Annotated in this window: 9 protein-coding genes; 5 read left to right on the top strand and 4 right to left on the bottom strand. The window is 63.9% G+C overall.

Features of this window, described 5'->3' with window-relative positions; translation table 11 throughout:
- Positions 1–6: 6 nt before the first annotated feature.
- Positions 7–678 carry a TetR/AcrR family transcriptional regulator gene (locus tag X907_RS12835; RefSeq protein ID WP_127568625.1) on the bottom strand — a complete coding sequence of 224 codons (672 nt, stop codon included), beginning with the start codon at positions 676–678 and terminating at the stop codon, positions 7–9.
- Between the two features lie 104 nt (positions 679–782).
- Here X907_RS12835 and X907_RS12840 point away from each other — a divergent pair, with 104 nt between their 5' ends.
- Positions 783–2,444 (top strand): sulfatase, encoded by a 1,662-nt coding sequence (locus X907_RS12840; RefSeq protein WP_233352379.1) that lies wholly within the window; start codon positions 783–785, stop codon positions 2,442–2,444.
- Entirely contained in the window at positions 2,425–4,179 is a 1,755-nt protein-coding gene (locus X907_RS12845; RefSeq protein ID WP_170175565.1) for a sulfatase-like hydrolase/transferase, read from the top strand. Before X907_RS12840 ends, X907_RS12845 begins: the two co-directional genes overlap by 20 nt.
- A gap of 113 nt (positions 4,180–4,292) precedes the next feature.
- Here X907_RS12845 and X907_RS12850 read toward each other — a convergent pair whose 3' ends face one another.
- A complete protein-coding gene (locus X907_RS12850) occupies positions 4,293–5,084 on the bottom strand; it encodes a formylglycine-generating enzyme family protein (protein ID WP_127569519.1) in 792 nt (263 codons plus the stop codon).
- Between the two features lie 362 nt (positions 5,085–5,446).
- Between X907_RS12850 and katG the strand changes: the two genes are divergently transcribed.
- From katG to X907_RS12865, 3 genes are all read left to right on the top strand, one after another.
- Positions 5,447–7,624, top strand: coding sequence for a catalase/peroxidase HPI (gene katG, locus X907_RS12855; protein ID WP_127568629.1), 2,178 nt, complete (start codon positions 5,447–5,449; stop codon positions 7,622–7,624).
- A 155-nt stretch (positions 7,625–7,779) separates the two neighbouring features.
- Complete coding sequence (locus X907_RS12860) at positions 7,780–9,237, top strand: pyridoxal phosphate-dependent decarboxylase family protein (RefSeq protein ID WP_127568631.1); 1,458 nt, start codon at positions 7,780–7,782, stop codon at positions 9,235–9,237.
- Positions 9,238–9,295: 58 nt separating this feature from the next.
- The gene (locus X907_RS12865) at positions 9,296–12,103 is read left to right on the top strand and encodes a phosphoenolpyruvate carboxylase (RefSeq protein ID WP_127568633.1); all 2,808 of its coding nucleotides are present in this window, start codon (positions 9,296–9,298) and stop codon (positions 12,101–12,103) included.
- A 14-nt stretch (positions 12,104–12,117) separates the two neighbouring features.
- Here X907_RS12865 and X907_RS14470 read toward each other — a convergent pair whose 3' ends face one another.
- Positions 12,118–12,273, bottom strand: coding sequence for a hypothetical protein (locus tag X907_RS14470; protein WP_170175566.1), 156 nt, complete (start codon positions 12,271–12,273; stop codon positions 12,118–12,120).
- Positions 12,274–12,416: 143 nt separating this feature from the next.
- Complete coding sequence (locus X907_RS12870; RefSeq protein WP_127568635.1) at positions 12,417–15,278, bottom strand: YadA-like family protein; 2,862 nt, start codon at positions 15,276–15,278, stop codon at positions 12,417–12,419.
- Positions 15,279–15,430 lie beyond the last annotated feature (152 nt).

The raw sequence follows: 15,430 nt of genomic DNA on the forward strand, positions 1-15,430 counted from the left end.
ATATTTTTATGCGCGGCGCAGCGCGCCGTGTTTGAGTACGGCAATCAGCGTGTCCGCATAGCGCTCTGCCGTGTCCGGATCCGACAATTCCATGCCTGCCAGCGCGCGGGCATTCGCGCTCTGCGCAAACGGGCCAATGGCCGCATTGGTCGACAGCATGAAGAGGAAATGCGGATCAAAGGCGTGCGCGCGTCCTGCCTCCCTCAGCTGGAAGAACGGCTCCAGCGTGAAGGCATAAGCCGGGCGCAAATGCTGCTCCACCAGCCTCTCATAGCGCTCCCCGCCCGCCAGACCCGCCTGCATGACAAACGCCGCCAGCCAGGGGATACGCGAGGCCGTCAGCACGGTGGCGCGCACCTGTGCCTCCATGCGGGCGCGGGGATTATTCATGTCGACCTTCCCCAGCGCCTGCAGCATGGCATCATTCATCTGGCCAAACAGGTCTGCCGCCGCCGCATCCCACAAATCATCCTTGCTGCCGAACACGTGGCGGATCACGGCGTGGGCGAGCCCGGCATCGGCGGCAATGTCGCGCAAGGACGCGCCCTCGAACCCGTGGCGGGCAAAGCGGGCCGCTGCCGCATCGAGAATCCGGCGGCGCTGCTCGTCCGGCGCGATCTTGGCCGGACGGCCGGGACGCGCAGGGGTTGCGGACGGATTTGCAGGCAGGTCAGGCATCGCGTTTCAGATTCCGTTGGACAGGAGCGGCTAATATTTTTACAAGTGTATATTAATGAGCTTGCCGCCTGAGGCAAGCCGGTAAAAACGGGGAGGCGGCACCGGTGTTCAACAGCACTCCTGGCCGGGTCATACTGGCCGCAGGCGCGGCGCTTGTCATACTGGCTGCGGCAGGCTTCTGGGCGTTTGACCGCTATTTCATCTATCTGCCAGGTCTGGTGCAGGACATCCGCAACCCGATAGGCCCAAATCGGGCAGTGGACTGGCAGCGCGGACCGGATACGGCTCCTGAGGGGGAGCGCCCGCCCAATATCATCCTCATCGTCGCCGATGATCTGGGATGGAATGACATCACCCTGCATGGCGGGGTAGCGGGCGGGAGCGTACCCACACCCAATATCGACCGCATAGCCCGTGAAGGCGTACAACTGACCAATGCCTATGCCGCCAGCGGCACATGCGCGCCGTCACGCGCAGCGCTGATGACCGGACGCTATCCCGCCCGCACCGGCTTTGAGTTCACCCCCACCCCGCCCGGCATGACGCAAGTGATCCGCCATGTTGAGCGCGGCCAGACAGAGCGCCGCCCCTTCCTTATCCGTGAGACGGATGGTGACGTCCCGGACTTTGCCGATATGGGCCTGCCCACTGACGAGATAACGCTGGCCGAGATGCTGTCCGGCGCGGGCTATCACACCATGCATATCGGCAAATGGCATCTGGGCAATACCCACGGGTCAGACCCGCTGGGTCAGGGCTTTGATGAAAGCCTGGAGCTGGCCGGCCTGCTCTACGCGCCAGCCGGAGCGCCGGACGTTGTCGAGGCCCGGCAGGATTTCGATCCCATAGATCAGGTTTACTGGGCGATCGGCCGGGCCGCCGTGACGCACAACAATTCGGCGCGCTTCACGCCCGACGGCTATCTGACCGACTATTTCACCCGGGAGGCGGTGGAAGCCATCGAGGCCAACCGCAACCGGCCCTTCTTCCTCTATCTGGCGCACTGGGCGCCCCATTCGCCCCTGCAGGCCACGCGTGAGGATTATGACGCCCTCGCCCATATCGAGGACCACCCGCTTCGTGTCTACGCGGCGATGATCCGCGCGCTGGACCGGGGCATTGGCGAGGTGATGGACGCGCTGGAAGCCAATGGTATCGCCGATAACACCATCATCGCCTTCACCTCCGATAATGGCGGCGCGCACTATATCGGCCTTGAGGACATCAACGCGCCCTATAGGGGCTGGAAGGCGACCTTCTTCGGTGGCGGTATCCGCGTGCCCACCTTCGTCAGCTGGCCGGGCAGGATCGAACCGGGCACCGAAATGCCGGGCCTTGCCCAGCATATCGATTTTGCGCCGACGCTGGCCGCCATCGCCGGAGCATCACTGCCCGCAGACCGCCTGATCGACGGGGTGGACCTGACGCCCTTCCTGACCGGCGAGGCAGAAGGCGAGCCGCGCGAGACGCTGTTCTGGCGCAGCGGGCACTATGAGGCGGTGATCCACCAGGGCTGGAAGCTGCAACGCACACAGCGCCCTGACCGCGTCTGGCTGTTTGACCTTTCCAGTGATCCGGAAGAGCGCAACGACCTCTCCGCCGCCGAGCCGCAGCGCGTGGCCGCGCTGGCCGCGTTGCTGGATGAGCACGCACAAGGCCTCGCCGAGCCGTTATGGCCTTCGATTGCAGAAATGCCTGTCAGTATCGACCAGCCTCTGGGCTGGCCGGAAAGCGAGGATGACGAGTATGTTTACTGGCCCAATTAAACGCGTCCTTACTGCGCTTTGCCTGGCGGGCGCACTGGCTGCTCCGGCATCTGGCGAAGAGCGGCCCAACATATTGCTCGTCATTCTCGATGATATCGGGTTCACCGATCTGGGTGCCTATGGCAGCGAGATATCAACGCCCCACATGGACGCGCTGGCGGCGCGCGGCGCGCAGTTCACCAATTTTCACGTCGCGCCCACCTGTGCGCCGACGCGTGCCATGCTGTTGACCGGCGCAGACAGTCACCGTACCGGCATCCCCACCCTCGAACACATGGTCATCCCCGAATATCAGGGCCAGTTCGGCCATGAGGGCGAGCTCAATACCGCTGTGGCCACCATTGCCGAGCATTTGCAGGCGGCGGGCTATCAGGCCTTCATCACCGGCAAATGGCATCTGGGACGTTCACCCACCGCCCTGCCCGCCGCACGTGGCTTTGACCGCAGCTTCATTCTGGACTCGTCTGGCGCCGATAACTGGGAGCACCGCACCTATCTGCCTCACTACACTCACGCCGAATGGTGGGAGGATTTCGAACCCGTCCACGAACTGCCCGACAATTTCTATTCGTCCGAGTTTCTGACCGACCGGCTGATCGCCTATATTGATGACCGGGACGTGAACCGCCCCTTCCTGGCCGTGCTGTCGCTACAGGCCAACCACATCCCCCTGCAGGCCCCACGCGAATTCACCGAGCGCTATGCGGGCCGCTATGACGAGGGCTGGGACGTGCTGCGCGAGGAACGCCGCAGCGCCGCCATCGCGCGCGGGCTGGTGCCTGAAAGTACGCAGCTGGCAGAGCAGCCGCCGGGATTACGCGACTGGGAGGGGCTGTCCCGGCGCGAGCGCGAGTTTGCCATTGCCAGCCGCGAAGTGGCCGCCGGCATGCTGGAAGCGGCAGACCATCATGTCGGACGGCTTCTGGACTGGCTGGAGGCGCAAGGCCAGCTGGAGAACACGCTGGTCATCGTGCTGTCTGACAATGGCCCGGAATATAACCACCCCACCGATAACCGCGCCTTTGCCATGTGGCTCGCCGTGCAGGGCTATTCACGCAATCCGGAAAATCTCGGCGAACAGGGCACCTACGCCTTTATCGGCCCGGAATGGGCAACCGCCTCCGCCTCGCCGCTCTCTTTGTTCAAGTTCCATGCAGGCGAAGGCGGCGTACGCGTGCCCCTTATCGTCGCAGGGCCGGGGGTTGAGACCCTTGGCCTTGTCTCCGGCTTCAGCTTTGTCACCGACATCGCCCCGACCCTGCTGGACATGGCAGGCGCCCGTCCGCTTGTCGGGCGTGAACCCATAACGGGCCGCTCGCTCATGCCGGTGCTGAGCGGGCAGTCGGACACGGTCTATGGTCCGGACGACGCGGTGGGCCTTGAAATGTCGGGCATGTCGGCCCTCTGGCGCGGCGACTGGAAGCTGGCACGCAGCATGCCGCCTTTCGGCGATGAGCAATGGCGGCTCTTCAACCTGGCCACTGATCCGGGTGAGGCTCACGATCTTGCAGGCTCGGAGCCTGAAATCCTGGCGTCGATGATGGAGGCCTATGCCGCCTATGAGGCGCGTGTGGGCGTGATCCCGGTGCCAGAGGGCTTCAATGCCGCCGAACGCATTGCGGCGCTGGGCTGGAAAGCCTTCCTTGACCAGCACGGGCTGATGCTCGCCGGTATCGGCCTTCTTTTCGTGATGCTGCTGGGGGGCGGCCTCATTCTGCTGACCCGCCAGCGCTGAACGGGAAAATGGCCCCGGATACGCATTTCATGCGTTCCGGGGTTTCACCCTTAAAATACATCTGCCTTGAACTCCCGGCCTGCGCAGCAGAGCCGGGACCTGGCGCAAAGAATCTAGTCCGGCGCTGGTCCGCGCCAGATCGTGCGGAAGCCCAGATGCTCGGTGGAAAAGCGCTCATCGCCCGGCTGGCGCGCCGCCGGGCGGTAGCGGTGGCAATAGCTGTCCGAGCACAGGAATGACCCGCCCTTGATGACGCGGAAGCCCGGCTGCTCCCATTCGTCCTGCGTCCATTCCCAGACATTGCCCGCCATGTCGTAGAGCCCGTACCCGTTGGGCGCATAGCAGCCGACCGGCGCAAGCCCGGCATGACCGTCCGCGCCGCTATCCTGCACCGGAAACGCGCCCTGCCAGTGATTGGCCATATAGGCCCCGTCCGGGCGCATCTCGTCGCCCCAGACATAAAGCGCACCATCAATGCCGCCGCGCGCGGCATGTTCCCATTCAGCCTCGCGGGGCAGATCGTGGCCGCGCCAGCGCGCATAGGCCAGCGCATCCTCATAGGCGATCTGTACGACCGGCCAGCTATCCCGGCCCTCAATCGTGCTGGAGCGCCCTTGCGGATGACGCCAGCTCGCGCGCGGATCAAACCGCCACCAGGTGCGTATGTCCGACCAGTCGCGCACCTGCACGCCGGGGCCGAACACCCCGCCCCCGCCCGCATCCGGGCCTTCGCGCTCAGCCAGCGTCACATAGCCCGTCGCCTCCACGAAGGCGGCGAACTCGCCATTGGTGACCTCGTGAATGCCGATCCAGAACCCATCCACGTCGGCGCTACGCACCGGGCGCTCCTCGGGGAAAAAATCCTCCGATCCCAGCTGGACGGTGCCAGCCGGCACCCAGATCATGCCCGATGCCGGCGCGGCGGGGTCTGGAAGCGTCACAGGCAGGCAGGCCTCGATAGCCGGTTCGTCGCTGCAAGCGGCAAGGCCCGCCATCCCGGACAGCAGCGCTGCCAGTGCCAACCGATTGTTTGCCATCATGAAATCCCCTCAACGCCCGTCAGTGCGAATTGCGAGCCAATCGCAATCTATAAAGAAATTCTCTACTTCGCGCGTGCAGCATAAACCCGGACTATACCGCCAATCAGGATAATCGATTTAATTTCGCACGCCCCGCTTGATAGAGATAGCCTACCGGGCGCTGGGCACGCCCTCATGCACGTTGCGCGTCTGCCCCTCAAGACACGCCACCACGATGGGAGATTCACATGGACGGAAATGATGCGAAGATGACGGGCAAATGCCCGGTCATGCATGGCGGCAATACCAGCTTCAACACGCACCCTACCCGCTGGTGGCCGAACGCGCTCAATCTCGACATCCTGCACCAGCACGGTGCGCGCGCGAACCCGATGGACGTCGATTATGATCACCGCAAGGCGGTCAAATCGCTCGACTTCAAGGGCGTCTGGAATGATGTCGATGCGCTCCTGACCGATAGCCAGGAATGGTGGCCGGCTGACTGGGGCCATTATGGTGGCCTCTTCATCCGCTTGTCCTGGCACGCCGCCGGTTCCTACCGTCTGGGCGATGGCCGCGGCGGCGCAGGCAGCGGCAATATCCGCTTTGAACCGCTCAATTCCTGGCCGGACAATGCCAGCCTTGAAAAGGCACGCCGCCTGCTCTGGCCGGTGAAGAAGAAGTACGGCAACGCCTTGTCCTGGGCCGACCTTCTGGCGCTCGCCGGTACGGTCGCCTACGCGAATATGGGCCTGAAAGTCTTCGGCTTCGCCTTTGGCCGCGAGGACATCTGGGGTCCGGAGATCGACATCAACTGGGGCAGCGACAGCGAAATCCTGGCGCCGTCCGACGAGCGCGTAACGGCCATTGACGACCCCAACACGATGTATAATCCGCTGGCCGCCTCCCACATGGGTCTCATCTACGTGAACCCGGAAGGGGTGAACGGCAATCCGGACCCGGCCAAGACGGCCAAGTTCGTACGCTCTACCTTTGCCCGCATGGCGATGGACGATGAGGAAACCGCCGCCCTGACCGTGGGTGGCCACACCGTCGGCAAATGCCATGGCGGCACGATGGCCGACCGCGTCGGTGCCGATCCGGCCTCCAGCGACCTGCAGTTTGCTGGTTTCGGCTGGGACAATCCCGGCTTTGACGGCAAGGCGAACACTGCCCACACTTCGGGCCTTGAAGGCGCATGGACGTCCAACCCCACCAAATGGGACATGGGCTATCTCGACCTGCTGTTCAAATACGAGTGGGCGGTAACGAAATCGCGCGCCGGTGCCTGGCAGTGGGAGCCGGTGAACATTGCCGAGGAAGACAAGGTGCCAGACGCGTCCGATCCTTCCATCAAGCACAACCCGATCATGACGGATGCGGACATGGCGATGAAGGTCGATCCGACCTACCGCGCCATCTGCGAGCGCTTCCACAAGGATCCCGAATACTTCGCCGACACGTTTGCCCGCGCCTGGTTCAAGCTGACCCACCGCGATATGGGCCCGAAAGCGAATTATTACGGCCCGTTCGTGCCGGACGAGGAGCTGATCTGGCAGGATCCCATCCCGGCCGGCCCGACCGGCTATGATGTCGAGAAGGTCAAGGCGAAGATCGCCGCCAGCGGCCTCAGCGTCACCGACATGGTCAACACCGCCTGGGACAGCGCGCGCACCTATCGCGGCTCTGACAAGCGTGGCGGTGCCAATGGCGCGCGCATCCGCCTTGCCCCCCAGAAGGACTGGGAAGGCAATGAGCCGGCCCGCCTCGCCAAGGTGCTTTCGGTTCTCGAACCGATTGCCAAAGAAGCCGGTGCCAGCCTTGCCGACGTGATCGTACTGGCCGGCAATGTCGGTATCGAGAAAGCGGCCAAGGCCGGTGGATACGATGTGAAAGTGCCGTTTGCGCCGGGCCGCGGCGATGCGACCGCCGAGCAGACCGATGGCGACAGCTTTGAATCGCTCGAACCCTTCGCGGACGGTTTCCGCAACTGGATCCGCAGCGATTACGATACAAAGCCGGAAGAGGTTCTGCTCGACCGCGCCCAGCTCATGGGCCTGACCGGACCGGAAATGACCGTGCTGCTGGGTGGCCTGCGGGTCATCGGCGCCAATCATGGCGGCTCCAAGCACGGCGTCTTCACCGACAAGGAAGGCGCCCTGTCGACCGACTTCTTCGTGAACCTGACCGACATGGCCTACAAGTGGGAACCGAAAGGCAAGAATCTGTACGAGATCATCGACCGCAAGACCGGCAAGACCCGCTGGACCGCAACGCGCGCCGATCTCGTCTTCGGTTCTAACGCGATCCTGCGCGCCTATGCGGAAGTCTACGCCCAGGACGACAACAAGGCAAAGTTCGTCAAGGACTTCGTGGCCGCCTGGACCAAGGTCATGAACGCCGACAGGTTTGATCTGGCCGCTTAAGAGAGCCAGGTCTGACCAAATGCCAGCGCCCGGATGCTCACCCGCATCCGGGCGTTTCTTTTTACGGTCGAAGGCTTGATCCATGCCAAGGCTCCGATAGCGTCACGGCAAGGGCGCGGTTTAAAAAGCGCCCATCCATCAGGGAGCCGGTATCCATGACATTTCCGAAAAAGGGCCGCGCCGCAGACGCGCTTCTGGCCGAGCTGGAAGCGCGCAAGGCCAATGATGTGCGCTGGCAGGAGGGGCGCGTCTTTGCCTATATCTACGATGCCGGCGCCGAGGCCATGGATGTCGTGAAGAAAGCCTATTCGGCCTTCCTGACCGAGAACGGTATCGACCCCACCTCCTTCCCCTCCGCGCTGGAGCTGGAACGCGATGTCATCGCCATGGCGCTGGACCTGCAGAACGCGCCGCCCGGCGCCAAGGGCAGCTTCACCACGGGCGGCACTGAAAGCATATTGCTGTCGGTAAAAACCGCGCGCGATCATGCCCGCGCCACGAAACCCCACATCACCGCGCCAGAGCTTGTCCTGCCGGAAACCGCCCACCCCGCCTTCTTCAAGGCGTGTGCCTATTTCGACGTGAAGCCGGTCATCACCCCGGTCGATCCGGAGAGCTTCACCGCCCTGCCGGGTGCCATGGCGAAGGCGATAACAGACCAGACAATAATGCTGGTCGGATCAGCCCCCTCCTATGCGCACGGTGTTATCGATCCGATTGCCGCCATCGGCCAAATGGCGCTGAAAGCGGGCGTGCTCTTCCATGTCGATTGCTGTGTCGGCGGCATGTATCTGCCCTTCATCCGCAAGCTGGGCGCGGATGTAGAGGCCTTCGATCTCTCCACGCCCGGGGTCACCCAGATGTCGCTGGACTTCCATAAATGGGGCTATGCCGCCAAGGGCGCATCCAGCGTGCTCTATGCAAATGGCGAGCTTCGCAAATACCAGATTTTCGCCTGGTCGGGCTGGACCGGATATACAATCGTCAACCCCACCATCCAGTCAGGCCGCTCTGCCGGACCCATTGCGGGTGCTTGGGCCGCGCTCAACTTCATCGGCGAGGATGGCTATCTGCGTCTTGCCAGGATCACGCAGGACGCCTCGGCAAAAATGTGCGCGGCCATCCGGGAGATCGAGGGTCTGAAACTGCTGGGTAATCCACCGGGTAATCTTCTGGCGTTTGCGGCTGAAGGCTTTGACATATTTGCGCTGGCCGACGCGATGAAGGCCAAGGGCTGGTTCCTGCAGGCCCAGTTCGCGCATGGCCCCTCCCCGGCCAATCTGCACGTCTCCGTCGGCCCCGCCAACGCGCCCCATATCGATGCCATGCTGGACGATCTGCGCGCCGAGACCGCACGGCTGCGTGCCGATCCGCAATATCGCGTCGCCACGCCTTCTGAAGACGAGATCGCCGCCATCACGGCGATGGAACCTGCTGACCTTCTGGACGCCATGGAGAGCATGTTCACCGGCGGCACGGGCGGCATGCCGGACGAGATGCGGCCCATCAACACGCTGATGGATGCCATGCCGTTCGAGGCGCGCGACCGGATATTGAAGGAGTATATCAACCGGCTTTACGCCAAGCCTGCCGGCGCCGCAGCGGACACATGACGCAGCGCAGCATCTCCGCTAGCCTGCCTTCCTGATCACCGCAGCAGAAGACGCCCCCATGACCAGCAGCCCGGACTACCCTGACATGCGCCTGCCCGGCACACCCGGCGCGCTTGCCGCCTACTGCCTAGACGCGCTCAAAGGCGGCTGGGGTGAGGACTGGGATACACCTCTGAAGAACGCGGTGGGCGACCTCGCCAACGAGATATTCTCCGGCCTGCATCGCGGCGCGGTGTCGGTCGAAGGGCTGGGCGCGCTCGTCCGCGAACTGGCAGACCAGGGCCTGACAGGCCGTGCAGACGCCTTGCGGGCACTGCATGCTGACGGGCTTTCCGGCGCGGCGCTGGAAGCACTCAAGGCGCGTCTGGACACGCTGGCAGCCCAGGGCTTTGATGCCTTTGCGGACGCCGTGACCCGGCGTAAGGCCGGTATCGTATTTACCGCCCACCCGACCTTTGCGCTGTCAAAAGCCATGCGGCTGGCCCTCGCCAACGCGGCGGTTGATGGCGCGCCGGCCAATGGAGAGCGGCTGGAGCACGGTCCGGACAGTGACATCTCGCTTGTCAGCGAACATGGCGAGGTGAAAGAGGCAATCTCCCGCGCACGCGGCGCGCTGGCGCAGCTCGATGCGCTGATCCTGGGCACCGCCCGCCGCCACTTCCCTGATCGCTGGCACACGCTAAAGCCCGGCCTCATCTCGCTGGCGAGCTGGGTCGGCTATGATCTTGATGGCCGCACCGATATTCACTGGGGCCGCTCGATCGCCTTCCGGCTGGAGGAGAAGGCCATCCAGCTGGAGCGTTACGCCGCCCTGGCCGCCGAGGCCGGTGCGGGTGACATGGCCACACGTCTGGAGCGGGCTGGCGCGCTGACGCGCGAGCATGCGGCGCTTTTCGAGGGCAATCTGGATAATCCCGCCACAGTCGTCCACGCAGCCAACGCGCTGACAGCGCCGCATACCGGCAGGCTGGTATCACTCACTGCGCTGATTGCAGAGCTTGGCGAGGCCATTGAAGGCGCATCAGACGAGAACAAGCCAGCCCTCGCGGCCCTGCGCGCCGAAATGGCATCAGCCGGGCTTGGCGCTGCTCATATCCATCTGCGCATCAATGCAGCCCAGCTGAAAAGCGCGGTAAGGGCCGATCTGGGCCTTGAGCAGGACGAGGAGGATTTCGGCCGCCTCGCCCTCGCCCGCGCCGCCGAGCGCGCCCAGAGCGCGGAGTTGCACGCGGTCAGCTTTGCCTCCGTATTCCTTGAGCAGATGACCGCACGCCGCCAGTTCATGATGTGCGCGCAATTCCTCAAGCATATCGACGCCGACACGCCGATCCGCTTCCTGCTGGCCGAATGCGAGACACCCGCCACCGTTATGGGCGCGGTCTATCTGGCGCGGCTCTACGGCGTCGCAGACAAGGTGGACATCTCACCCCTGTTCGAGACACCCGACGCGCTGGAGCGCGGCGGACGCCTGATGGACCGGCTTATCAGCGAGCCGGCCTATCGTGACTATGTTCAGACGCGCGGGCGGCTATCCATACAGCTCGGCTTTTCCGATGCAGGCCGGTTCATGGGACAGGCGGGCGCAGAGCTGGCCATTGAACGCCTGCACATACTCGTCGCGCGCGCACTGGCGCGCCACGGCGTGAAGAATATCGAGATCGTCGTCTTCAACACGCACGGCGAGTCCATGGGACGCGGCGCCCATCCGGGCAGCCTGATCCAGCGGCTGGACCATTTGCTGACGCCATGGGCCCGCTCACGCTTCAAAGCCGCAGGCGTGCCGCTGGTCCATGAGACCAGCTATCAGGGCGGGGACGGGTTTCTCCATTTCGCCCGGCAGGAACTGGCAGACTCGGTTGTCCTGCAGACGGCCCTCCACGCGCTGGATATTCCCGACGGCAACAAGGCCGACCCGTTCTATGCCGAGATCGACTACACTTGGGACATCTACCGGGCGCTGAAAAGCTGGCAGGAAGACCTGTTCGCCAATACCGATTACCGCAATGCGATCACGGCGTTTGCACCGAACATGCTGGTCAAGTCCGGCTCGCGAAAGGCCAAGCGGCCCGGCGCGCCTGGGCAGGCGCTCGACCTCTCCATGCTGCGCGCCATTCCCCACAATGCCGCCCTGCAGCAGCTCGCCATCCCTGTGAATGTGTCTGGCGGGATCGGGGCATCCACCCAGTCCGAACCCGAACGCATGGCTGATCTCATCACGCGCTCACCGCGCATGGCCAACCTGATCGCCATGGTGATGCGCGCGCGCACCCTGACCAGCCTCAGCGCGCTGCGCGGCTATGCGCGCCTGTTTGATGCCAGCGAATGGACCGGGCGCGCCGCCTGGGCGCGCTCGCCCGCCATGCAACGTGCGTTTCTGGATCTTGCCGGCAGGCTCTCGGACCAGTCCCGTCATACCGCTCTGGTGCGGCTGGCCAATCATCTCTCTGCCGATCTGATGAAGTTTGACCAGCTGATCGCCGGACATGACTGGCGCGAGGATCCCGACCGTTATGCGGTCGAGGCGCTGCACGCCGTGCGGCAGGCGCTGATCATGCAGGCTTTTCTCATCATATCGCGCCTTCCGGGCTTCTCGCCGCGCCACGACCTCACGCGCGCAGACCTGATCGATCTGGTGCTGGCCTTGCGCATTCCCGAAGCCGTGGCCGCACTGGACGAGATATTCCCCGAGGCCAGCGAGGCACTCAGCGCGCTCGACGCCATTGAGGAGCCGAGCACGACTGATTCACCGGCTTTGCGGGGCTATCCCGAGATTCAGGCGCGTATCATTCGTCCGCTGGAGCAGCTCTACCCCCTGATGACGCAAGTGAGCGTGGCCATCAGCCATTATCACCGCGCCATCGGGTAGAGCGGCTGGAACTCCTACCGCCCCTCGGTTTCGATACGCAGGGTCTCGTCGCCGATATTGATTTCCATCGTGTTGGTCCGGCTATCGCGCCACATCGCATAGCCGACCGCGCCGATGACAATCAGCAAAACCGCTACGCCTGCATAAACCAGCTTCTGGTTGGAACGCATGAGCTTACTCCTTTTCATACCCCGCCTTGGGGAGTGTGAAAGGAGAAACGCTCCGAGAGACAGCCGGTTCCAGGGGCTGCAGACAAGCGAAGGGCCGGAGTGGTGGCTCCGGCCCTTCCCTCCTCAACGCAAGACCGGAAGCCCTACCAGCCCCAGCTCACGCCCGCCCGGCCAGAAACCTGGCCTGTGCGGAAGCCGGTCCCGACACCGACATTGAGGAAGACATTCTCCCGGTAGCGGCCGATCGCGCCGAAGCCGACAGCGCCCGAGCTGCTGTAGTGACCGTAATTGGCCGAGAAGGCGAAGGTCTGGCCCGGCTGTAATACGGTCGCGCCGCTGAGCGCCATCGCCATGGCGATACCGTCAGAATGCTGACGCAGCTGATCACTTTGCGCCATGACGCTGCTCTCCAGCCCGTCGACCCGGTCGAACCAGGGCTGGAAGTCCATCGTCGCCAGATTACCGGCCGCATCCGAGGTGACCATATAGGTCTGGCCCGACTGCGCGGCGCGGCTGGCCGCCGAGTTGATGCCGGCAAAGGTATAGGTGTTGCTGGACGTCCCGATCACCACCTGATTGTCGCGTGTGGTCTCCGCGCCCGATCCGATGGCAATGGCATTCGCATTCGTTGCCTGCGCATTGACGCCGATGGCAATCGAGCCTGAGCCGGTCTGTGCCGGGCTCATATCCCCCGCAGATGCCAGCCCCGCGCCGCCCGCATCCTGGGAGCCAGCCTGCGCGCCCGAACCGATGGCAATATCATTGCCGGAACTCGTCTGGCCGCCCTGCACGCCGCCGGTCTGCAGCTCGGCAAGCTGCGTCGAGGCTTGCTGAAGCGCCTCCATCTGCGCCTGCATCTGGGCCTGAAGGGCCTCGATCTGGGCCTGCAGTGCTGCCACTTGAGCCGACGTGTCGCCCGATGGCGGTGCAGCGTCCTTGATCGCCTGTATCTCGGTCGCGTTCTCCGTGACCTTGCCGTCCAGCGCCGCGAACGCGCTGCCGACATCACCAAAACTGGTGCCCTGAATAATATAGGTTGGGTGAGTGAACGCACCGGCAGCATAGGCCGCCCCGCCCCCGAAGAAGCTGGCGATATCGCTTCCGAAGACCGACATGTCAAAGCCCGCTCCACCAGTTGCAGCGTTGAGCTGGGCCACGGTCACGGCGTCGGTGTCAGCAATGCCGTCGGCAACGTTCACCAGACGGCGCTCATTGGTGATGGAGCCGAACGAGACGGTGTACTCTTCATCCGCTTCGGAAAAGGCACCGATGGCAACGGCATTGTCCGCCGTCGCCGATGCGCTCCGGCCAAAGGCGATTGAATTGAAGTTGTGCGCGTCCGCACCCTGCCCGAACGCCAGGCCGTAAAGCCCACTTGCAGAAGCGGACGCACCAATGGCAACCGCTTCGCTCCCGCTCGCAACGGCGCTGCGGCCCAGCGCCAGCGTGTTGAGCGCACTCGCATTGGCCTGGAAGCCGAGCGCGACACCAGACGTGCCACTCGCCTGCGCAAGGGCACCAAAGGCCATCGCGCCCGTCGCCGAGGCATTGGAGGATGCGCCCAGCGCAATAGTGTTGAAGCCGGAGGACGTGGCACCCTGACCGAAGGCCATCGAAAACAGGCCGCTGGCGGTGGATTCATGGCCCAATGCGATAGCGTCATTGGCCGAGGCGTCAGCCTCATGCCCCACCGCGATAGCGCGCTCGCCAGTTGCATCGGCGCCCGACCCCAGAGCGGTGGATCCAATGGCTTCTGCCACCGCGCCAGAACCGACAGCCGTCGAGAAATCGGCCTCCGCGTCACTGTCAGCACCGATTGATGTCGCGCCCTGCCCCGTGGCGTGCGCGAACATGCCGAAGGCGGATGCACCGAATCCGTTGGCAACCGCAACGGCGCCAAAACTGCTGGCCCCGTCACCGATGGCCTGTGCCTGGGTGCCGACAACCGTGCCACCTTCATTCTGGGAGAAGGCCGAATGGCCGATGGCGATGCCGCCCTCTTCCTGCACCTGCGACAGACGGCCAACCGCGATTGAGCGAAAGCCCAGCGCGTAGGATTCCGGCCCGACCGCCAGAGCATCTTCTTCCATCGCCCAGGCACCATGACCGAGGGCATGGGCATGGTTAGCCTGCGCGCGCGCCTCCGCACCAAACGCGATGGTGTTGGCGTGGGACGCTATGGATGCACCGCCAAGAGCGATACTGCTCAGTCCGCTGGCATTGGCGGCAGTGCCGATAGCAGTAGAAGACACGCCCGTTGCGCTAGCACTTGACCCCAGAGCGATTGCGGCATCGGCGTCGGCCACGGCGCCAAGGCCCTGGGCAATGGACCCATCCCCATTCGCCTGGCTCATTGCGCCGAGAGCCAGAGAGCCCGCGCCTTGCGCCGATGACATCGCTCCGAGAGCTGTCGAACTTTCGCCAGACGCCGAGGCCATATTGCCTACGGCAACAGCACTCTCCGCGCTGGCATCGGCTTGAGCGCCCACAGATACCGCGCCTTCACCGCTTACCTGAGCTTCATATCCCAGCGCTACACCTCTGTCAGCCATGGCGAGACTTAGGGCGCCGATCGCCAAAGCGCCCTCATTCTGCGACACGGCAAACGCACCGACGGCCAAGCCACCTAACGCTTCCGCACGAGCGGAATTGCCAATGGCGGTAGAGCCAATGCCGAACGCCCGCGCGTTCATGCCAATGGCGGAGCTCTGCATTTCACTGGCGACGGCCGCATAGCCGAAGGCCACCGCACCTTCGCCACTGGCTTCCGATGAGGCACCGCACGCTGTTGCGTAGTCGCCCGTTGCGCTCGCACCGGCATCGGTACCTGTATTCACGTCGATGCATATCACACTCTGAACCTGGGCAGACGCCGCAGACGTGCCCGCCAGCGTCACCGCCGACGCGCTCGCCGCAATCAGGGCGAGGGCGGAGACGCCCGCGAACGCGCGTGTCCCGCGCACACGGGTATCAATCCCTGCCAGAGGGTTTGTTGAAATTGTCATGATGATCTCCCCACCAAGAGCCTGTTGGCCCGCACCGCCTTGAACGGCGTAATTTCTGATAGAAAGAAATTAACCGTGACCTCGCCCCGCCGTTAGGACAGGCGTCTCAAAATTGCGGCAATCACTTGACCATGCGTCTCAAATCGCACCGC

Origin of the sequence: Glycocaulis alkaliphilus (genome assembly GCF_004000605.1) — a bacterium.
Taxonomy (GTDB): domain Bacteria; phylum Pseudomonadota; class Alphaproteobacteria; order Caulobacterales; family Maricaulaceae; genus Glycocaulis; species Glycocaulis alkaliphilus.